Genomic DNA, 19746 nt, shown 5'->3' with positions numbered 1-19746 from the left:
TTCACTAAAATAACAATCTTTAAAAAAATTACTGTAGTATTGCTCTTGCAAATACTTTTTTGACAATTTTTTGTGAACCCTACCTAAGAAGTAAATTATTCATATTTAAACCAAATCATATGAAAAGAGTTTACTTGTATTGTTTTATGTTTCTCGCATTTATGTCCTGCCAGAAAGAGTCCTTGGAAAATACCCCCCCCCTCCAGAATCTTTAAGTAATACAAACGGGGAAGCAATACTAAAAGAATTAGAATTTCAAGAACTTCCCAAGGAATTTCACTCCTTATTTGGTGATAAAAATCAGCTGCTTGGGCTGGGGAAATCTTCAGTAAAATTTGGGCTTTTAGATACTAATACACCTATCAAAGAAGTTATTAGTCCATTAGGCAAATCAACCTTTACCATTGTTTTAAAGACAGAAGTAAAATCTAATTCTATTAATCCCTATTATTTCGATAATTTGATTATATCTGGTAGCGGTCAGGATAGGGTTCAATACATTGCACGCTATCAACCATCTATAACGTGGCTTAACTCCACTACCCGGGATTTTAGTACGTATTCTGGAAAAATTACATTTTACGATTTGGATGGTTCAATGATAAACTCCATAGAGCTAGAAGCCAATGTCACGAAATTAAATGTACACCTAAATAAAGTTCAGTGTCATTTGGAGATAAAATCAACTAAGATAATATGCGCTCATGTAATTGATGATGATGGTCGTCCTATGGGCGAACCAAATTGTTTAACCACTCTTGTTTATGATTTTAGATGTACAATTGGTGGAGGTCCAACGGGAGGAGGTGAAGAACCTACGGAACCACGACAGGTAGATGGAAGTTGGTCGCCACCAACTTTACCGACAGAAATTCTTGATCCATGTGGACAAATGCAACAACTGGCCTCGAATAGTAGTTTTAAAACTAAAATGACCGAACTTAAAAATAAGGTAAATGATAATTTTGAAAGTGGCTATTTAATACAAAAAGACGGGGATTTATTTTCTTATGTAGATATACCTGGTGATGCGAATACTGCGGAAATTGCCCCACCTACGAATGTGAACAATATTTTTGGATTTATTCATAACCATTATGAAGGTTCAGGAGTACTTTCAACCTTTTCAGGTTCGGATGTTAGGACCATATATCAACTCTATTTAAATGGCCAAGTAGATGATTTAAAAACATTTACCGCCGGAGTGACAACCTATTTTGGCACTAGCTATACCATGAAAATTAATGATACCTCAACATTTTTAAATTTCGGAAGTCAAACCCTAAATAATCAAAATGATTTTGATGCATTTGAGCTATTGTATCAAGCCTGGTATAATAGTTACATTAATGATTCAGGTGAGGTAACCGCTCGAGAAAAGGCGTTATTAAAAATACTCGAAAATTCTGGGATATCCCTTTTTAAAGCAAATTCCACTTTTTCATCATGGAGTGAATTAAAATTTGATACGAATAACAATATTATAAATACAAACTGTAATTAAAAACAGCTAAAATGAAAAAAATAATCTTATTAATAGTGCTAAGTGTTATTTCCTTAAATATAGAAGCGCAGGAAGTAATTACTATGCAGAAGGGACAGAGTCTAGGTGAAATTAAAAAAGGAGCTTATTATAAATTTCCCACAGATAAATACCAACCTTTTCTAGGCAAATGGGAGAGTCAAAATGAAAAATATCTTTTGAATTTAGAAATGAAGAAACTTTTCCAAAAAGGACCAGATATTTATACAGACCGTATGGTAGGGAAGCTTTGTTCTACAGTATTTGCTTGTGAAGATAATTTTTGGGAACTCAAAGCTTCTGAGGTATCAAGCAGGGATCCAAATATTTTAATTTTCTTAATTTTTGATTCTAATGGGAATAGCACAGGAATGTTAATTTTTGAACTTTCTGAAGATGGGAATAGTGCTAAATGGCAAGTAAAAAAGAAAGAGGGTGTAAAATTGAAACCTGATTATTTGGATCCAGATCTTCCGGAAAATCTTTCCATGAAAAAACTTGAATAATAATAATAAAGGCCAGAACTAAAAATTCTGGCCTTTACTATATAATTCCAATAGTAGCAAGCTGGGAATTTCCGGTGCCAGAATCCAGCTAAAGCAAATGCTTGGTGTTGGGGTGGTTTATGAGTTTTAAACCAGGTTCAGTTTTGTACGCATTTTTCCAGGCTTATTTGCACTATTGGAAATACTGATCTTAAATTCTGTTCCTTTTTCTTTCTCGCTGGTGAGTTCAACTGCACCACCGTGTGCTTCAGCAACCATTTTGACCAGTGTGAGTCCTATGCCCCAGCTTTTAAGTTTAGGATTGTTATTCTGCTTCCCGTATTGTAGAAAATCGAAGATCGCCTTTTGTTTTTCCTGCGGAATAGGATTTCCATGATTATGTACAGAAAGCAATAAGTAATCGTCTCCGTCTTTTTCAATTTTCATGGTAATGGGAGTATTCTTATCACCATATTTAATCGCATTGGTAATTAAATTTTCGAGCATTCTGCGCACCGCTACAGCATCATAAATACCATGAAGATCCTTGTCCAGACACTCCAATATGATCTCTTCAGAATAGATCTCTGAAGCTTCCTGGTAAATAGTTTCAATATCGTTATACAAATCTGTTTCAGCATAAGTGAGCATCATCCCTTCACCAGCTTTTATAGTAATACTATCCAGCAATCCTTCCAGCATTTCCAGTGCCTTATTCACGCTATTCATAGTCATTTTTTTGACCCTTGTACTGCGATCCTGATCGATATCCCCTGTATTGAGCATTTCGATCCCCAGTCTTGCTGCAGAGAGCGGATTTCGAATATCGTGTGCAAGAGTAGCAACTAATTTGCTCTGCATTTCTTCGATCGACTTAGTAAAGGCTTGAAGGCTTCTCAGCATAGATTTGTCAACGCAGCACTTTAAAATATTGTAAGCATTATGGTCTGTTATTCCATTAATGTTGAGCACCCTAAGAATCACATTATGGAAGATGATATATTCGTGAAGAATTTCATCTGCAGAAAAGCTGCCTGAACTGGCACGATGCCTCCCATGATCTATACTGTTGCTTTCGATCAAAGCAATCTTAGGATCCTCAAGATTCCAGTCTATGATATCATAGTCTTCCATGATCCCAATAATGTCATTCAGGATGTTGGGAACATGATCGCGAAGTGCGATTCTATTGGCAGAAGTAGAGGATTTTACGAGTTCGAGAACCTGTCGTTCCCAGTCCTCGATGATAAGCTGAGAATTATTCTCTAAAATTTGAGTAACCTTTTTCATAACACGAACTATATAAGTGCCTGATGCTTATATGTTGAAGTATCAGAATCTTAAGCTGTGAAATTACTTTAGACTGAAAAGAATAAATAATATTAAACGTTAATTTTTTAACGTTTTAAGCATCCAGACCTTGAAATCGTTTAAATGAGGCTACGGTAAGACCATCGGTTAGCGAAGCTATATAAGAGCAGATAGCGATCAATGTATCATAAACCGAATGTTCGTCATTCAAATAACTTAACTGCGGAACAGATTTTTTAACCAGTTTCGTGAAGTTGGAATCTTCATTTTCAGCATCGGCAAGAAAAGCCTGGGTATAAATATCCAGCAAATAAGAGAGCATTTTAAAGCCGGCAATTTCCTTCCCAATCACCTCTTCGCTTTGATAGATCTTCTCCACACTTATTTTAATAATATCCCGAATTTGAGCTTCGTACTTACTTTTGTCGAATAAAGCTTCGTGAAATTCTCCTTCCAGAATAGCATCTTCATTCTTTAAAAAGATCTCAGCAGCTTCTGTAATTAGTGTGTTAATAGCTAGAGCACGCAAATACGCCAGCCTGTCGGAAGTGGTTTGAAGTTCATGATATTTGGAAGTATTGATACTATCTTTCACGAGTTTAATGAGGTATTCCAGCGCGTAATCTTCATCGATGAGTCCAAGATTGATCCCGTCTTCAAAATCAATGATCGTATAACAAATATCATCTGCTGCCTCAACCAGAAAGGCTAGAGGATGCCGGGCATATCCAATGTGTTTGCCTTCGCGCGTGATTTTCAATCCCAGTTCTTCAGCGATATCCTCAAAAGTTTCTTTTTCACTCTGGAAAAATCCAAACTTCTTATCTTCGATCTTGGAACTTGGTTTATGCGGAAGGGATTCTTTGGGGTATTTTGTGAATGCTCCTAATGTAGCGTAGGACAATCGCAGGCCACCGCTAATTCCTGGTCTGTTTTCTGTAAGTATTCTGAAACCATTGGCATTTCCTTCAAATTTCACCAGATCCTGATATTCAGCTTCTGAAAGAGATTCTTTAAACCTTTTACCATTTCCATGGCTGAAGTATTCTCCAATTGCTTTCTCTCCAGAATGTCCAAAAGGTGGGTTTCCAATATCATGAGCAAGAGCTGCCGCTGCGACAATAGCCCCAAAATCATTCATCTGGTAACCTGAAGAATCCCTCAGATGTGGATGTTTCTGTAGTAATTTCTGACCCGTTAATCTTCCCAGCGACCTTCCAACAACTGAAACTTCGAGGCTGTGCGTTAGCCTGGTGTGCACAAAATCTGTCTTGGAAAGTGGAATTACCTGTGTTTTGTCCTGCAGGCTTCTAAAAGCTGAAGAAAATATGATACGATCATAATCCACTTCAAAACCTAAACGTGTTTCATTCTGCTCAATACGCAGTCTTTTGTTCTTGTCTCCGAAACGTTTAAGTGATAAGAGTTGATCCCAGGTCATAATTTTCCAGTTGTTGAGGTTCAAAAATATAAAAAAGGGAAGCAATAACTGCCTCCCTTCCCGCATTCAAATTTGAATTAGCCAAAATTCTTTAAGATCCGCACATCAGGCAGTCTTTAGATGGTATTACTAGAAAAGCTCAACATACCCTTCATTGGGCGCGCAGCGCAGTTGGACTTTACAAATCGGCATCAAAGCTAATTTGATCTGATTCTTTATTCTTACTTTTTTCTCCAGCTTTCTGAAATTTGCTTGCTCTTTTCTCGAAAATATTCGTTTTGCTCTGTAGGTTGTTCGTATCTATAAAATCGAATGGATTTGTAGCATTAAATTCTTTCTCACATTTCAATTGAACCAGAAGTTGATCGGTTACGAATTCTAGATATTGCGTCATTAATTTCTCATTCATCCCGATCAGACTCATTGGAAGTGTTTCAGTCACAAATTCACGTTCAATATTAAGAGTTTCGATTATGATCTCGCGTATTTTTTCCTTCGGAACCTTGTTTACAAGGTGTTTGTTATACAGATGTACTGCAAAATCACGATGCATTGCCTTATCTCTGGACACCAATTCATTAGCAAATGTAAGTCCGGGCATAAGTTCGCGTTTCTTCAACCAATGAATAGAGCAGAAGACTCCACTAAAGAAGATACCTTCTACCGCAGCAAAAGTGATCAGTCTTTCAGAAAAAGAATCAGATTTACTCCAATTTAAGACCCAGTCAGCTTTTTTCCTGAAAGCAGGAGAAGCTTCGATAGCTTTAAATAGCTGATTCTTTTCCCTTTCATCTTTAACGAAAGTATTGATCAAAAGTGAATAGGTCTCGGAATGAATATTTTCCATCATGTGCTGGAAACCGTAGAAAAACTTAGCTTCTTGGTATCGTACTTCTTGCATGAAGTTCCCTGCCAGGTTTTGATTTAAGACAGCATCCGTAGCAGCGAAATATGCGAGCATTTGTTTTATAGAGTAACGCTCATCTTCATTCAATTTATTTGACCAGTCGGTTAGATCCCGATGAAGATCAATTTCTTCCGTAGTCCAGAAGCAAGCTTCCATTTTTTTATACCAGTCCCAAATGTCGTTATGTTTGATAGGGAAGATCACAAATCGATCTTTGTTTTCCTGTAAAATTGGTTCTATTTGAGACATAAATGGGGGGCTTTAGGTATATCAGTAAAATTTGGTTCTATTGTTACCTCACAAATATTTAAAAACCAGACATATAAAAGCAGTGAACAGGCAGAAGCTTTTCAACATAGTTTTCAACAGTTGAAGAGTTTCAATACTTCGGAATACTTGTTAAAATTACATTAACAAACTGGATATAAGTCACTTATCGATTAGGCGTAGATATGTAAGAATATTTTAAAAATAAGAGTTTTCGGGCATTTCTAAAGCTTTAAATTGCTTGAGAAGAGTCACTTACTATTCAAAAAAAATCTGATTCAAGACCTTAGGATCTTTATAAGAAATATAAGGCGCAAATAAAATAGTCTTATATCAAGAATATTGACCAGTTTTAAAAGGCTAGAAACTGGGAATCCAAGGATCTATTTTTTCTGAATCTCGTCTGCGATCACAGTTAATTCCTGATACCATTCTTCGCCAAATTTTCTAACCAGCGCTTCTTTTACAAACTTGTAGATTGGCACCTGTAGTTCTGCTCCAAGACTACAGGCATCATCACAGATTTCCCAGCGATGATAGTTCACTGCAGAAAATGAAGTGTATTCCTGGATTCTAACCGGGTATAAATGGCAGCTTACAGGTTTTTTCCAGTCGATATCACCCTGGTTGTAAGCTTCTTCAATTCCGCAAAGTGCTGTGCCCTTTTCATCAAAGGTTACGTAAGCACAATCTGCATCATTAATAAGCGGAGTTTCAATTTCACCATTTTCGCGGGTGATATAAATACCCTGACGTTCGATGGCTTCTATACCTTCAGGACGAAGATATTGCTTAACTTTGGGATAGATCCTTTCCATGATCTCACGTTCTTCTGGCTCTACCGGAGCACCGGCCTCACCATCTATACAGCATGCGCCTTTACACGCAGAAAGATTGCACAAAAAATCATTCTTGATGATCTCCTCAGAAACTAAAGTCTTACCTAATTGAAACATGCTGCAAAGATAAATGTATCCTTTTACAGACCTAAAGAAATGGCCTTCAAAATTTATAGAAAATTAATAATCTCATCGATTGTCAATCAGAAATCTTGAATTACTTTTGCCGCTTATTTTTAAAGGTTTAGGCTATGTTTAAAGTATTGGACTTCAAGCAAATATTCACCGCTGGGATGATTCTTTTTGCGGTAATAGATATCGTAGGAAGTATTCCTATCATTATAGATTTACGAAAAAAAGTAGGTCATATACAGAGTGAAAAAGCTTCGATCGTTGCCGGTTGTCTTATGGTAGTCTTTCTCTTCCTGGGTAAAGAGATCCTGAATCTTATTGGAATTGATGTAAACTCCTTTGCTGTCGCCGGTTCCTTTATCTTATTTTTCCTGGCTTTGGAAATGATCCTGGGAATTAGTCTTTACAAAGATGATGCTCCGGAATCTGCGTCTATAGTGCCTTTGGCATTCCCATTAGTTGCAGGAGCTGGTACGATGACTACTCTGGTCTCGTTGCAGGCAGAATATGAAACAATAAATATCATTGTCGCTATCATATTCAATATTATATTTGTATACCTGGTTCTTAAATCTTCCGGACGTATCGAGAAGATTCTTGGATCTCAGGGTATTAATGTAATTAGAAAAGTCTTTGGAGTGATCTTACTTGCTATCGCCGTGAAGCTTTTCGCCGCAAATATTCAGAATTTATTCTAATGAAGTATTTTATTTATTTCATCATTTTCCTAGCTGTTGTTTTTATTGGAGTGAGCGTAAGTTCACTCGATCTCAATGCTCTTCTTGAAGGTGATAGTGCAAATGCGCTTATCGTTATTCTTGCAAGTCTTTGTGTGATCATTTTGATGTCGATCCTTCTGGTTTCCAGAACGATTTCAAGAAAACATGGGTAATTTCCATTATGATGTACTAATAATTGGGGCTGGAGTAGCAGGAATTTCCTGTGCACTGGTGCTTGGTTCTGCTCTCGAGAAGCCTTACGCTTCAAATCGAAAAGTAGGTATTTTGTTACATCACAGGAACTCTCACTTAAACTCTGCTTTGCTCAATAATGCCTTCGGAATAGCTCCCGGAACCAATGGTAAGGAGCTCCTTGAAAATAGTATTGTGCATTTGGAGAAACTTTATCCATCTGTAGAGCTTATTCAGAAGGAGAAAGCAAAGGAAATATTGTCTCTATCTGAAGGATTCCAGTTAACTACAAACAAGAATGTGTATACTTCAGAAAGACTGGTAGTCGCTACTGGTTACACGAGTCCAATGCGAATTAAAGGTTTGGAGGAGTATGTGATTCCGCATAAAAAAGCAAAAACAGAGAAAAAGCGAATACAGTTACAGAATATTGATCATTTGGTAACTAAGGGTCTCTATGTAGCTGGAACTTTAGCAGGCTGGCGCAGTCAATATTCAATAGCTGCGGGCAGTGGTGCAGCAGTTGCAACCGATATTCTAACTGAGTGGAATAACGGTAAGCATAGCAAAATCCATGATAAGCTAGCGTAGAAAGAACAGGATCAAACTTATTGGAAGTGTAATTGCGGCAAGGATCATAAGCCCGTGATGCAGATTGCGAAAGATAAGTGCGGTTTTAAGCTTGCTCTTAAAGCGCTCATCCTCATTGTGTTTCATGGCATCACGCATTAATCCTCTTGAAACATTGGAATGATTCACAAGTATATCTTTTTGTAGAAATAGGGAAGTGCTGTTATCTAATAGTCGGAAAGTTACTGCAAGTATAAATAGCAGTAACGGGGTAAGCGGCCAGATCGCTGAAAGGTATTCCAGGAATTCATTCATGAGCGTCCTAAAATATTAGTTTTCCATCGACAACTGGATTATTTTCTCGATTAATCGATCATCTTCATTTAAATACCGTTCAAATACATTAGTGCCAAATAGTTGCTGTGCAATTTCAGCCTTTAAATATTTCTTTAAAATAGGCTTACGCTCTTCACTAACATTTCCTAAACCAATGTTTTGATATTTTAAATAGCGATTAAAATCATAAATCATCTTATCTGTAATTTCGATCTTTTCGCGGTAATTTTTCCTGGTAATACTGTTGTAAAATGTCCGGTCCTTTTCCAGAAGATCAAATATAAATCGGCTCATATAACCACCTCTTAGGAGCAAGGTGAGTTTTTCCTTTTCCAGGTTGGTGTCCTTTGGAACAAAAATATCCGGGATGATTCCGCCGCCACCATATACGACTTTTCCACCGGGAGTGATATAACGAAGACTGTCATTTGTGACAATCGAATCCCGACTGCTTAATTCCCCATTTTCATATCTTTCCATATAATCATTGAAGTAGGACTCATTGCCATTATCATATGGTTTCTGAATAGATCTTCCCGTAGGAGTATAATATCTCGCTATGGTAAGTCTTACAGCGCTACCGTCACCCAGTTCCATTTCGCGTTGTACCAGACCTTTTCCATAAGAGCGACGCCCAACGATAGTTCCTACATCATTATCCTGTAAGGCTCCGGCTACGACTTCGCTGGCGGAAGCTGAATTTTCATTGATAAGGACAAAAACCTTCCCGTTTTCGAATTCCCCTTCTCTTTGAGCAAAGGTTTCTTCAATAGAACCACTTTTATTTTTGGTGAACAGAATCAGTTTATCGTCCTTGATAAATTCGTCGGCTATATTGATCGCTTCAGAAAGGTATCCTCCAGGGTTGTCCCTTAGATCCAACGCGATTTGTGTAGCGCCACTGGCTTTTAGTTCCTGTATGGCTTCACTAAATTCTTCATAAGTAGTTTCAGAAAAACGATCGATCTTAATATAACCAAGCTCTGTGGTAAGCATGTAACTGGCATCGACGCTTTTTATAGGCACAACACCTCTTCTTACATTGAATGTAAGCAACTCGTCGCTTCCCTTCCGCAGAACTTTTAAAGCAACTTTTGAGTTTTCCTTGCCCTTTAGTTGTGCGATGACGGAGTCCTCTGTCACATCACTTTTGAAAAGAGCTTTCCCGTTAGCATATAATATCCGGTCTCCGCCTCGAATCCCGATCTTAGCACTGGGGCCACCTTCGAGAGCCTGTATGACAACGATTGTATCGTTCACCTGGTAAAAGCTTACGCCAATTCCAACGAAATCACCTTTCATATTCTCGCTGACTTTCGCATACTCATCCTTCGGAATATATACCGAATGTGGATCCAGATTTTCAAGAATTTTATTGACGGTAATATCTACGATGCTATCTGTGTTTACATCGTCAACATATTCGTAATCTATATAATCGATAAGACGATTTAATTTCTGCTTTTTTGGATTTGCAGAGAATAATTCATCGCCGGTATCAAAGTTAAGTCTCGCTCCCAGGATCAATCCCGCAGCACATGCGATACTTAAAAGTAAAGGGGTATATATTATATTTCTTTTCTTCAATTTTCTTCCAGTTCAGTGATCTGCTCCAGCTCCACGCCAGCTTTCCGAAGAAAGTCCAGCCCGGCATTGTCCTTATAATCAATTTGATAAACCAGGCGTTTAATCCCGGATTGATGAATAAGCTTACTACAGTCCTTGCAAGGTGATATTGTAATGTACAAAGTAGCATCTTTACAACTCTGCGTAGAACCAGCTACCTTAAGGATCGCGTTTGCTTCAGCGTGCAGGACATACCATTTCGTGTAGCCTTCCTCATCTTCACAAAAGTTCTCAAATCCACTTGGGGTACCGTTGTAGCCATCAGAAATGATCATTCTGTCTTTAACTATTAACGCGCCAACCTGTTTTCTATTACAATGTGATAATTTGCTCCATTCCCGGGCGATACGAAGATATGCCCGATCAAATTTGAGTTGTTTTTGCTGATTCATAAGAATTCAATAGCTCTTTGCAATGCATTATTAATTACCTGCAAATTAAAAGATTATTGCGAAACTTTATGATTCGTAGTGTTTAAATCTACAATGCCAGATAGGTTTCCTGCAGAATTGGTAGAATGACTCCAATTACGATAGAAGCAGTCACAATGATCCAGTCCCTTTTGGAGACCTTTAATAGATTCTGACAAACAGATCCTATGATCATCACGGCCAGCACTACCATTATTTGTGCAGCTTCAATCCCTAGGGCGAACTCCACCAGAGGCCAGAACTTATTGCTAGTACCCGAAGCAATCATTTTAAAATAGGAAGAAAAACCAAGTCCATGGACGAGTCCGAAAAAGGCAGTTGTAAAATAGAGGAGGTTGTAATTTGTATTCCGAACTTTTTTACCGGCAGTGGCAATATCAAAAATTGCAGTAGCGAGTATCGTAACCGGAATTAAAAATTCTACGTAATTGGGATCTACTTTAAGAATTTTGTAAACCGAAAGAAACAACGCAAGTGTATGTCCAACAGTAAATAAAGTTACCAGGCCAAGTACTCTTTTCCAGGTCGTGAAACCATAAGAAGCTACCAGGACAACTAGAAAAAGAACGTGGTCATAAGCCTGCCAATCTAAAACATGATCTAAACCAAGCTCGAAATAAACCCAAAATTGTGACATAGTACGCTGTTATAGGGCATCGAAAGTACGACTAATTCATAAAATTGCAAAGATGAACCTAAGCCTTTCTGGAATGGTTCCAGGACTTGAAATATCATCCTTAGGTCTTAGCCGGCTCATGGTAGCTTCTTAATGATGACTTCTGAATGAGTATATTTCATTACAATGTTGAGCGTAAAATCTTATGCTAGTTGTTCATCATTTCAGAAAATAGAAAAGTCTGATTTGAATCTGAAATTCAGGAAGTGATGAAAAATAAAAAAGCCCTGTAAACAGGGCTCTAATCTTAGGAAGTAATATTCTTAGATTTGTGGAACTTCAGAAGTTGCTTCAGGAGTTGCAGTAGTATCCATCGCAGTTTCAGAGCTCATCATTTCAGATGTAGTCTCAGAATCCTGATCTAGAGAAGCTTCAGCATCTACCGGAGTTGCTACCGGAGAGATAGGAGTTTCAGTAGAATCTTCTTTCTTGTCTGTACAAGAGATAGTTGCAACCATAAGAGCAAGTGCTAAAGCACCAAAAAAATTTTTTTTCATTTTATGTGATATAATTTAAAATCGGGCGAATGTATGTCAAAATTCAATTGCTTTTACATCGGTGATAAAAATTTTCTACATTTTACAAAACCCTAGTATTTAGTTAGTTAAGAGGTTGATAAAACTGATTGAGTTTTATGTCGAGTACGGAAGTTTCTTTCCCTATATTTTCTGCAATTTATAAGTTGCGGTTACATTTTTTTTATATTTTTGCCGTCCACAAGCTCGAGTGGCGGAATTGGTAGACGCGCTGGATTCAAAATCCAGTTCTTTCGGGAGTGCGGGTTCGATTCCCGCCTCGAGTACTTAAAAACCCTTGCAGAATTCTGTGAGGGTTTTTTTATGTTACTTTCCAGCCAAAGATTCTCAGATTATATCTTCCATTATTTAGTTGCCGGTAGAAATGGATTTTTAGTAAGAAAATTACTTAACGCCTCCTACGGTTGATTTGTAGGTGAAGCGTATGTTCAAACACACGGAACGAGATCAAGTCTTAGTCAAATTATCTGTGGGAAAGATATTACTATATGGCTGTAAATCCCGGAACTGATATAGGTTTTAGTTTCATTAAATACTAGGAATAATCAATTTATGATAAGGCGATAAACTGTCTAGACTATCCAGATCAAAAGCCAAAAAAAGCAAAATATCATACAATTGTAGATTATATAGGCGTCTTGTCGAATAAATTTCTGAGGTACCTCTTCTTTTCATTTCTTTGATTTAAAATAATGAGATTTAAATAAAATCAATTTTACACATTTAAACTTGTTGGCATGTTGTTTTACAAATTATTTCATGCCAACCAATGAAGATCCTAACCAACTTTTGAAATATCTTATTCCCCACTAATAGAGATATTTCATTTTACCCACAGTTTGTATAGAGAGTTTAGGCAAGAAGAGATGCTACTTTTTTGATAGTAATCATCAGTTCTTGTGAGGTCGATCGTGCTGAAATATGTACGAGTATTTTAACAAAAATTCATATACGTGAAAGGTTCAATTTTTATCATTCCATTTTCTGTTATTATACACCTAGCTATAATTAACTCAACCCTCTATGTGCTAACACCAGAGACTTTTGCAAATTTTCTTGTGGCTACAAGTTTGAACATAGCATGGTTACTAATAGGGATTGGACTTAGCTTCTATAGTATAGATCGTAAAGAGAAGTTTATTAATAAATTTCATAAATTTTTGCGTCATTATTTTGTCTTTTCGTTGTCTTATTTTACAGTTTTAGCTTTTGTCAAAATAGATTTTGATCCGCAGGTACAAATTTTAGTTCTCCTGATATTATTTTCGTTTTTGTCCGGATATCGATGGCTATTTTTTGAATTTCGGAAAATGTATAGAAAAGGAGGTGGAAACTTCTTGAAAGTCATCATTCTGGGTAAGGATGAAAACTTGGTTAGACTTGAGAGAATTTTCTCTAACCCTGAATACGGCTATAGGTATTTAGGTTTTTTTCAGAATAAGCGAAGCAAAAAAAATCACATTAACCAACTTGGTTCTTTTGAAGACTCCTTCGAATATATTATAAATCATGAAATTGATGAAATATATTGTTCTGTAGGCCAATTTAATTCTGAAGAATTAGCAAGGCTCAGAACCTTTGCTGATAATAATCTGAAGAAGCTTAAATTAATTCCAGATACGAAAGCGATTTATTCAAGTTCTATGGAGTTTGAGTTGTTTGAAACCTTACCCGTTTTGAACCTACGAAAGTCTCCAATGGATAAAAACTATGCGAAATATGGGAAGCGGTTGTTTGATATTCTAGTGTCTTCAATAGTAATTGTTTGCGTACTTTCCTGGCTAATTCCACTTTTGTTCGTCCTAAATCTAATGGAGTCTAAGGGACCGGTTATATTCAAACAATTGAGACATGGAGAAAAGAAAAAATCTTTCTGGTGTTACAAATTTAGATCGATGGCTGTAAATACAGAGGCTAATAGTCATATGTGTACCCGGAATGATTTAAGAGTGACTAAAATTGGTAAGATTATCAGAAAGACCAGTATAGATGAATTACCTCAGTTTTTAAATGTATTTTTAGGTAATATGAGTATAGTTGGCCCTAGGCCGCATATGCAGCTTCATACTGAAGATTACGAACGAAATGTAGATAAATATTTAGTCCGTCATTACGCGAAACCAGGAATTACCGGACTAGCACAAGTAAGAGGCTATAGAGGTGAAATAGTGAGAAAATCTGATATAATTAATAGGACAAGAATGGATATATTTTATCTGGAAAAATGGACTCCAATGCTGGATCTTCAGATTATATATAGAACTGTTGTGCTTGCCATTAAAGGTGATGAAAAAGCCTATTAAATTTTTAGTTCCCCAATAAAATTGAACAAATGAAAGTAGCTTTTATTACTGGCGTTACTGGCCAGGATGGTGCGTACCTAAGTGAATTCTTACTGAAGAAAGGGTACCAGGTACATGGATTAAAACGACGAGCTTCGTTATTCAATACTGACAGGATAGATCACCTCTATCAGGATCCTCATGTTCAGAATAGGAATTTTATACTTCATTATGGTGATATGACGGATAGTACCAATTTAATTCGTCTTATTCAGGAAATTCAGCCAGACGAAATTTATAACCTCGCGGCTATGAGTCACGTTCAAGTGAGCTTCGAAATCCCTGAATATACTGGAAATGCTGATGGTCTGGGAACATTAAGGATTTTAGATGCGGTGAGGTTGTTAGGCCTTGAAAAAAAGACCCGTATTTACCAAGCTTCAACCTCAGAGCTATATGGAAAGGTTCAGGAAGTACCTCAAACTGAAAAAACTCCTTTTTATCCAAGGAGTCCCTATGCGGTTGCTAAAATGTATGCTTATTGGATTACAGTTAATTATCGAGAAGCATATAATATGTTTGCTTGTAATGGTATTTTGTTTAACCATGAATCTCCAATTAGAGGAGAAACCTTTGTTACCAGGAAAATTACAAGAGCGGCTTCCAGAATAGCCTTGGGACTTCAAGACAAATTATACCTGGGTAATTTAGATGCTAAAAGAGATTGGGGGCATGCAAAGGATTATGTAAGAATGATGTGGATGATACTACAAGCAGATGAGCCAGAAGACTGGGTGATCGCAACGGGTAAGACTACCTCGGTTCGTGATTTTGTAATTATGGCATTTGGTGTAGTTGGAATAACCCTGGAGTTTAAGGGTGAAGGAGTGAACGAAAAAGGCTTTGTAAAGCAGTGTTCTAATCCAGATTATAAATTGGAAACAGGTGTTGAGATAATTTGTATCGACCCTGGATATTTTAGACCAACCGAAGTGGAACTATTAATTGGAGATGCTAGTAAAGCTAATGAAAAACTGGGTTGGACTCCAGAATATGCATTAGAGGATTTAGTAAATGAAATGATGGATATGGATATTGAGTTGATGAAAAAAGAAAGACATTTACATCAAAACGGTTATCAAACCTTCAACTACTACGAATAAAATTCTCGGAATTTTCTTTTTATATGAAACACAACTCTAAGATTTACATTGCCGGTCACAAGGGATTAGTTGGAAGTGCCATTCTCAAAGAACTTCAAGAGAAAGGCTACCGAAATTTGATCTACAGAAGCCACAATGAATTAGACCTGGCAAACTCTGAGGAGGTAAAAGCGTTTTTCGAAAAAGAAAGACCAGAATACGTTTTTCTTGCTGCAGCAAAAGTTGGAGGGATTGAAGCCAACAATACATACAGAGCAGATTATATCTATGAAAATTTGATGATTCAAAACAACGTAATTCATCAAAGTTTCAAAACTGAAGTTAAGAAGCTGTTATTTCTAGGTAGTACTTGCATCTATCCTAAGAATTGCTCACAACCAATGAAAGAGGACTCTTTACTTACCGGCCCACTGGAGTATACGAATGAACCTTACGCGATTGCAAAAATTGCCGGAATCAAAATGTGCGAAAGTTATAATCTCCAGTATAACACCAACTTCATTTCATTAATGCCAACCAATCTGTATGGACCTAATGACAACTTTGATCTGAAAAAGTCACATGTTCTCCCGGCGTTGGTTAGAAAAATGCATTTAGGTAAAGCACTGGAAGAAGGAAACTGGAATTTAATTAGGGAAGATTTACTGAAAAGACCGATAGAAGGTATTGACAGTTCCAGCAATGAAAATGAAATTATAGAGGTATTGAATTCCTTCGGAATTGAAAAAACTTACGAGCGAAATGTGACTGTCACTATCTGGGGGACAGGTACACCTAAGAGGGAGTTTCTCTATAGTCAGAACCTCGGAGAGGCTTGTGTTTACGTCATGAAAAATGTTGATTTCCCTGATCTCTTAAATCAAAACTTAGAACAAACGAAGGCGGAGGTGAGAAACACTCATTTGAACATTGGTACTGGAGAGGATATTTCCATAGAACAACTAGCAATACTAATTAAATCAAAAATTGGGTTTGAAGGAAATTTAATTTTTGATACTTCTAAGCCTGATGGAACACCTCGAAAACTTACGGATGTATCTAAGATCAATAGTTTAGGATGGAGACACTCAATAGAGCTACCTGAAGGTGTAGAAAAACTTTATGATTGGTACCTCCAAGACACTCATAATAAATAATCTGGCAATTAACACGAACAATATTAACTCATATTAGCAAGCAATGATAAAAATTTCAAAATACGTTTATTTGTCAGTTTTGGTACTTTTACTGGCCTCCTGTTCGAACCTAAAAGACGCTACTTACTTTAATAATATTCCTGATTCACAATTTAAATCCAATCTTGAGAACTTAGAGCCAGTATTGAAGGAAAATGACTTATTAAGTATCGCTGTAAGTAGCTTAAATCCAGAAGCTACCCAGATCTTCAACCCGGTTAATAGCTCAGAGATGGACCGTAATAATAGCAATCAGGCTCCGCAATATTTAATAGATCAAGACGGTTATATTCGTTTTCCTTTTCTTGGGAGAATTATGGCTGCTGGCAAAACCAAGCCCCAATTGCGTGAAGAAATTACCGAGGAACTCGAGAAAAGAGAATTGCTAGTAGAACCCATAGTGAATATCAGGTACCTGAACTTTAGAATTTCAGTGATGGGAGAAGTAGGTAATCCTTCTGTATTAACAATACCTAGTGAAAAGGTAAGCATATTAGAAGCCTTAAGTCTTGCTGGAGATCTTACGATCTACGCCCAAAGAGATAACGTTTTACTAATAAGGGAGGACAAAGACATTAAAAAATTGACTAGAATAGATTTGACTTCTAATGAAATATTTACTTCACCTAATTATTTTTTAAAGCCAAATGATATTATTTACGTTGAACCAAATAAATCGAAGGTAGCCAGCACATCTCGTTTGACATCCTGGCTTCCAGTTATACTTAGTGCACTTTCGTTAGGAGTAATTGTGATCACTGCTAATTAAAAAAGATAAAATAGAACTTATGTCTACTAATAATAAAGCGTCCAAAAACGAAAATCTATTGAGTTCGATGATGGATTTGTTTTTTCCATTTTGGCCATTGCTTGCTGTTTTCCTGATAGTAGCTTTATTTTTAGCATGGGGCTTCAAGCAGTATCAAACTCCTACGTATGGTATCTCTGCAACCCTTATAATTAAGGATGAAAATAAAGGAGTTGATGATGGTCAAATGGTTGAATCCATGAACCCTTTTGATTCAAAAAAAATTGTAGAGAATGAGATTGAGGTAATACAATCTCCCGATATAATGAAAAAGGTAGTAGATACCCTCAATTTATATGTTCCCATTTTTGAAGAGAAAGATTATTTTGGTTTAAGTGTAAAATCTGTTTCGGCATATAACTCATCACCTATAAATATCAAACTTAAAAATCCAGATAAGATCCTAATTGATGAGGAGGCTCCTAGCGAACATTATTTTACTTTTGACTCATCTACAGATGAATTGAAAGTAGATGGGAAAATATATCCTTTAAACCAATGGGTAATGAGTTCATTTGGTGAGGTCATGTTTTTTCCAAATGAGAATAGAGTTAAGCAAGCTAGCAATCCACTATATTTTATTCTGGTTAATCCCCGAAGTGTAAATCAAAGTTTATTACAATCATTAGAGGTAACTCCACCCGAGAAATTATCGACTGTCATTAATCTGAGTCTGGAAGATGAGGTGCCAAGTCGAGGAGAGGATATTTTAAATGGTTTGATCGCAGCATACAACCAAAAAGGAATAGAAGACAGAAATAAACTGGCTGCTAATACTATGGAATTTATTGAATCTCGTATTACTAATGTCGAAGATGAACTTAGTGATTTAGAAACTGAAATTGAAGAATATCGTTCCTCAAAAGGTGTTGTGGATCTAAGTGAACAAAGTAGGATTTATTTGCAGGATGCGGGCCAGAATGATCAACGTATCGCAGATATCAGACTAAAACTATCTGTATTAGATAAGGTCGAGAATTATATTCAATCAAAAAATACCGGTGGTAGTATAGTTCCTTCCACATTGGGAATAGATGATCCTGTGTTAACTCAACTACTTCAGAAGCTGTATAATTCTGAGATTGAGTACGCACGTTTAAAGAAAACAACAGCGGTAAATAATCCGATGTTGATGTCCTTAGCGGATGAGATTAATAAAACGAGACCTAATATTTTAGATAATGTACAAAGCCAGAAAAGTAATTTAAATGCAAGTTTATCCAATCTTTATTCAAATTCTGGAAGATACAATTCAGCATTAAAAACCATTCCCGAAAAAGAACGCAAATTACTGGAGATTACGCGTAGGAAGACTGTGAAAAACGATCTTTTCGCATATCTGCTTCAGAAGAGAGAAGAGATTGCCCTTTCATACGTTCCTACTCTCGCAGATGAATCTGTGGTGACCAAAGCACAGGCATCCCTGGAGCCTGTAAGCCCAAAAGGAATCAAAATTTATGGAATTGCCTTGTTTTTAGCAATAGGTGGTTGGATCGCTTACGTAATTACCAAGGAAATGATGAACAGTAAAGTACTGTTCCGGTCAGAAATTGAAGAGTCTACTAGTCTGCCTGTAATTGGCGAGTTATCATATCTAAAAGGAGGAAAGTTATTATCCCTGGAGAATCCTGAGGATGTGCCAGTAATTGAAGAATTCAGGCAGCTGGACGCACAATTAGGTTTGTATAGTCGTACTTTCAGAAAAAAGAAAATCCTGGTTACTTCAAGCCTGGCTGGAGAAGGTAAAAGTTTTGTTAGCAAGAATCTGGCATCCAGTTTAGCGCAATCTGGTAAGAAAGTGATCTTGCTGGATATGGATTTCAGAAAACCGAATACGACTAGAATCTTCGATTTGAAAGATAATAAAGGTATTGTTGATTATCTAAAGGGTGAAACTCAGCTTGATAAGCTAATTGTAAAATTGGAAGCAAACCCTAATCTGGATATTTTACCCGCGGGCACAGGTGGCGAGGATCAAACTCAACTTCTTCTAAATGGTAAACTTGAGACTATGTTCGATGAACTTTCAGTTCAATATGATTACGTTATTATGGATTCTGCTCCTCTAGGGTTAGTTTCAGACGCCAATTTGCTTTCAGAATTTAGTGAGATTACCCTACTCGTAGTAAGGCACGATTTCACTCCAAAGAAAATTTTACAGAGATTAGATCACAATAAAGTTGAGAAAAATCTAACTCATGCAGGTATAGTCTTTAACGGACTTAAAAAAAGAGGATTTGTAAAGAAGGACAGTGGTTATGGATATGGTTATAGCCAGGTTTATGGTTACGAGGGATATGCTGCTCAAAAATAAGCGCAGTTCATATT

Annotated in this window: 19 protein-coding genes and 1 tRNA gene; 11 read left to right on the top strand and 9 right to left on the bottom strand. The window is 36.8% G+C overall.

Features of this window, described 5'->3' with window-relative positions; genetic code table 11:
* The first annotated feature begins 139 nt into the window (after positions 1 to 139).
* The gene (locus ABVM50_RS03380) at positions 140 to 1504 is read left to right on the top strand and encodes a hypothetical protein (protein WP_405199962.1); all 1365 of its coding nucleotides are present in this window, start codon (positions 140 to 142) and stop codon (positions 1502 to 1504) included.
* Between the two features lie 11 nt (positions 1505 to 1515).
* Positions 1516 to 2028 (top strand): DUF6705 family protein, encoded by a 513-nt coding sequence (locus tag ABVM50_RS03375; protein ID WP_405199961.1) that lies wholly within the window; start codon positions 1516 to 1518, stop codon positions 2026 to 2028.
* Positions 2029 to 2154: 126 nt separating this feature from the next.
* On the opposite strand, the gene ABVM50_RS03370 is transcribed toward ABVM50_RS03375, so the two are convergent.
* The 4 genes from ABVM50_RS03370 to ABVM50_RS03355 all read right to left on the bottom strand — a co-directional run bounded on the left by ABVM50_RS03370 (position 2155) and on the right by ABVM50_RS03355 (position 6889).
* Complete coding sequence (locus ABVM50_RS03370) at positions 2155 to 3297, bottom strand: ATP-binding protein (RefSeq protein ID WP_405199960.1); 1143 nt, start codon at positions 3295 to 3297, stop codon at positions 2155 to 2157.
* Positions 3298 to 3412: 115 nt separating this feature from the next.
* The gene (gene dgt / locus ABVM50_RS03365; RefSeq protein WP_405199959.1) at positions 3413 to 4759 is read right to left on the bottom strand and encodes a dGTP triphosphohydrolase; all 1347 of its coding nucleotides are present in this window, start codon (positions 4757 to 4759) and stop codon (positions 3413 to 3415) included.
* Positions 4760 to 4937: 178 nt separating this feature from the next.
* Positions 4938 to 5915 (bottom strand): ribonucleotide-diphosphate reductase subunit beta, encoded by a 978-nt coding sequence (locus tag ABVM50_RS03360; RefSeq protein ID WP_405199958.1) that lies wholly within the window; start codon positions 5913 to 5915, stop codon positions 4938 to 4940.
* A 401-nt stretch (positions 5916 to 6316) separates the two neighbouring features.
* Complete coding sequence (locus ABVM50_RS03355; RefSeq protein ID WP_405199957.1) at positions 6317 to 6889, bottom strand: DUF3109 family protein; 573 nt, start codon at positions 6887 to 6889, stop codon at positions 6317 to 6319.
* A 134-nt stretch (positions 6890 to 7023) separates the two neighbouring features.
* On the opposite strand from ABVM50_RS03355, the gene ABVM50_RS03350 reads away from it, so the two are divergent.
* Genes ABVM50_RS03350 through ABVM50_RS03340 form a run of 3 tightly spaced genes read left to right on the top strand, consistent with a single transcriptional unit; the run spans position 7024 to position 8406 of the window.
* Complete coding sequence (locus ABVM50_RS03350) at positions 7024 to 7602, top strand: MarC family protein (protein WP_141876218.1); 579 nt, start codon at positions 7024 to 7026, stop codon at positions 7600 to 7602.
* Positions 7602 to 7796, top strand: coding sequence for a hypothetical protein (locus ABVM50_RS03345; protein WP_141876217.1), 195 nt, complete (start codon positions 7602 to 7604; stop codon positions 7794 to 7796). Before ABVM50_RS03350 ends, ABVM50_RS03345 begins: the two co-directional genes overlap by 1 nt.
* On the top strand, positions 7789 to 8406 hold the full coding sequence (locus tag ABVM50_RS03340; RefSeq protein ID WP_405199956.1) for an FAD-dependent oxidoreductase: 618 nt from the start codon (positions 7789 to 7791) through the stop codon (positions 8404 to 8406). The genes ABVM50_RS03345 and ABVM50_RS03340 overlap by 8 nt, the downstream gene beginning before the upstream one ends.
* Here the strand turns inward: ABVM50_RS03340 and ABVM50_RS03335 are convergent.
* The 5 genes from ABVM50_RS03335 to ABVM50_RS03315 form a co-directional block, all read right to left on the bottom strand.
* A complete protein-coding gene (locus ABVM50_RS03335; protein WP_141876215.1) occupies positions 8398 to 8700 on the bottom strand; it encodes a hypothetical protein in 303 nt (100 codons plus the stop codon). The genes ABVM50_RS03340 and ABVM50_RS03335 overlap by 9 nt on opposite strands.
* Positions 8701 to 8715: 15 nt before the next feature.
* On the bottom strand, positions 8716 to 10308 hold the full coding sequence (locus tag ABVM50_RS03330; protein WP_405199955.1) for a S41 family peptidase: 1593 nt from the start codon (positions 10306 to 10308) through the stop codon (positions 8716 to 8718).
* Entirely contained in the window at positions 10305 to 10739 is a 435-nt protein-coding gene (locus tag ABVM50_RS03325) for a deoxycytidylate deaminase (protein WP_405199954.1), read from the bottom strand. Before ABVM50_RS03325 ends, ABVM50_RS03330 begins: the two co-directional genes overlap by 4 nt.
* An 88-nt stretch (positions 10740 to 10827) precedes the next feature.
* Entirely contained in the window at positions 10828 to 11415 is a 588-nt protein-coding gene (locus ABVM50_RS03320; RefSeq protein ID WP_405199953.1) for a HupE/UreJ family protein, read from the bottom strand.
* A gap of 302 nt (positions 11416 to 11717) precedes the next feature.
* A complete protein-coding gene (locus ABVM50_RS03315; RefSeq protein ID WP_405199952.1) occupies positions 11718 to 11951 on the bottom strand; it encodes a hypothetical protein in 234 nt (77 codons plus the stop codon).
* Positions 11952 to 12174: 223 nt separating this feature from the next.
* On the opposite strand from ABVM50_RS03315, the gene ABVM50_RS03310 reads away from it, so the two are divergent.
* The 6 genes from ABVM50_RS03310 to ABVM50_RS03285 all read left to right on the top strand — a co-directional run bounded on the left by ABVM50_RS03310 (position 12175) and on the right by ABVM50_RS03285 (position 19732).
* Positions 12175 to 12256: transfer RNA gene (locus tag ABVM50_RS03310), tRNA-Leu, on the top strand.
* Between the two features lie 687 nt (positions 12257 to 12943).
* Positions 12944 to 14293, top strand: a complete 1350-nt coding sequence (locus ABVM50_RS03305; protein WP_405199951.1) for an exopolysaccharide biosynthesis polyprenyl glycosylphosphotransferase — start codon at positions 12944 to 12946, stop codon at positions 14291 to 14293.
* A gap of 29 nt (positions 14294 to 14322) precedes the next feature.
* Positions 14323 to 15435, top strand: coding sequence for a GDP-mannose 4,6-dehydratase (gmd, locus tag ABVM50_RS03300; RefSeq protein ID WP_405199950.1), 1113 nt, complete (start codon positions 14323 to 14325; stop codon positions 15433 to 15435).
* A gap of 23 nt (positions 15436 to 15458) precedes the next feature.
* Positions 15459 to 16571, top strand: a complete 1113-nt coding sequence (locus tag ABVM50_RS03295; protein ID WP_405199949.1) for a GDP-L-fucose synthase family protein — start codon at positions 15459 to 15461, stop codon at positions 16569 to 16571.
* Positions 16572 to 16641: 70 nt separating this feature from the next.
* Entirely contained in the window at positions 16642 to 17379 is a 738-nt protein-coding gene (locus ABVM50_RS03290) for a polysaccharide biosynthesis/export family protein (protein WP_405199948.1), read from the top strand.
* A gap of 19 nt (positions 17380 to 17398) precedes the next feature.
* Complete coding sequence (locus tag ABVM50_RS03285; RefSeq protein ID WP_405199947.1) at positions 17399 to 19732, top strand: GumC family protein; 2334 nt, start codon at positions 17399 to 17401, stop codon at positions 19730 to 19732.
* Positions 19733 to 19746 lie beyond the last annotated feature (14 nt).

It is taken from the genome of Christiangramia sp. LLG6405-1, from assembly GCF_045055805.1.
Classification (GTDB): domain Bacteria; phylum Bacteroidota; class Bacteroidia; order Flavobacteriales; family Flavobacteriaceae; genus Christiangramia.
Note: the sequence above shows the minus strand (reverse complement) of the source record. Positions and strands in the feature narration are given on the sequence as shown.

Coding starts and splice junctions, on each gene's coding strand:
- ABVM50_RS03375 (WP_405199961.1), top strand. CDS start 1,516: ATGAAAAAAATAATCTTATTAATAGTGCTAAGTGTTATTTCCTTAAAT.
- ABVM50_RS03370 (WP_405199960.1), bottom strand. CDS start 3,297: ATGAAAAAGGTTACTCAAATTTTAGAGAATAATTCTCAGCTTATCATC.
- dgt (WP_405199959.1), bottom strand. CDS start 4,759: ATGACCTGGGATCAACTCTTATCACTTAAACGTTTCGGAGACAAGAAC.
- ABVM50_RS03360 (WP_405199958.1), bottom strand. CDS start 5,915: ATGTCTCAAATAGAACCAATTTTACAGGAAAACAAAGATCGATTTGTG.
- ABVM50_RS03355 (WP_405199957.1), bottom strand. CDS start 6,889: ATGTTTCAATTAGGTAAGACTTTAGTTTCTGAGGAGATCATCAAGAAT.
- ABVM50_RS03350 (WP_141876218.1), top strand. CDS start 7,024: ATGTTTAAAGTATTGGACTTCAAGCAAATATTCACCGCTGGGATGATT.
- ABVM50_RS03345 (WP_141876217.1), top strand. CDS start 7,602: ATGAAGTATTTTATTTATTTCATCATTTTCCTAGCTGTTGTTTTTATT.
- ABVM50_RS03340 (WP_405199956.1), top strand. CDS start 7,789: ATGGGTAATTTCCATTATGATGTACTAATAATTGGGGCTGGAGTAGCA.
- ABVM50_RS03335 (WP_141876215.1), bottom strand. CDS start 8,700: ATGAATGAATTCCTGGAATACCTTTCAGCGATCTGGCCGCTTACCCCG.
- ABVM50_RS03325 (WP_405199954.1), bottom strand. CDS start 10,739: ATGAATCAGCAAAAACAACTCAAATTTGATCGGGCATATCTTCGTATC.
- ABVM50_RS03320 (WP_405199953.1), bottom strand. CDS start 11,415: ATGTCACAATTTTGGGTTTATTTCGAGCTTGGTTTAGATCATGTTTTA.
- ABVM50_RS03315 (WP_405199952.1), bottom strand. CDS start 11,951: ATGAAAAAAAATTTTTTTGGTGCTTTAGCACTTGCTCTTATGGTTGCA.
- gmd (WP_405199950.1), top strand. CDS start 14,323: ATGAAAGTAGCTTTTATTACTGGCGTTACTGGCCAGGATGGTGCGTAC.
- ABVM50_RS03295 (WP_405199949.1), top strand. CDS start 15,459: ATGAAACACAACTCTAAGATTTACATTGCCGGTCACAAGGGATTAGTT.
- ABVM50_RS03285 (WP_405199947.1), top strand. CDS start 17,399: ATGTCTACTAATAATAAAGCGTCCAAAAACGAAAATCTATTGAGTTCG.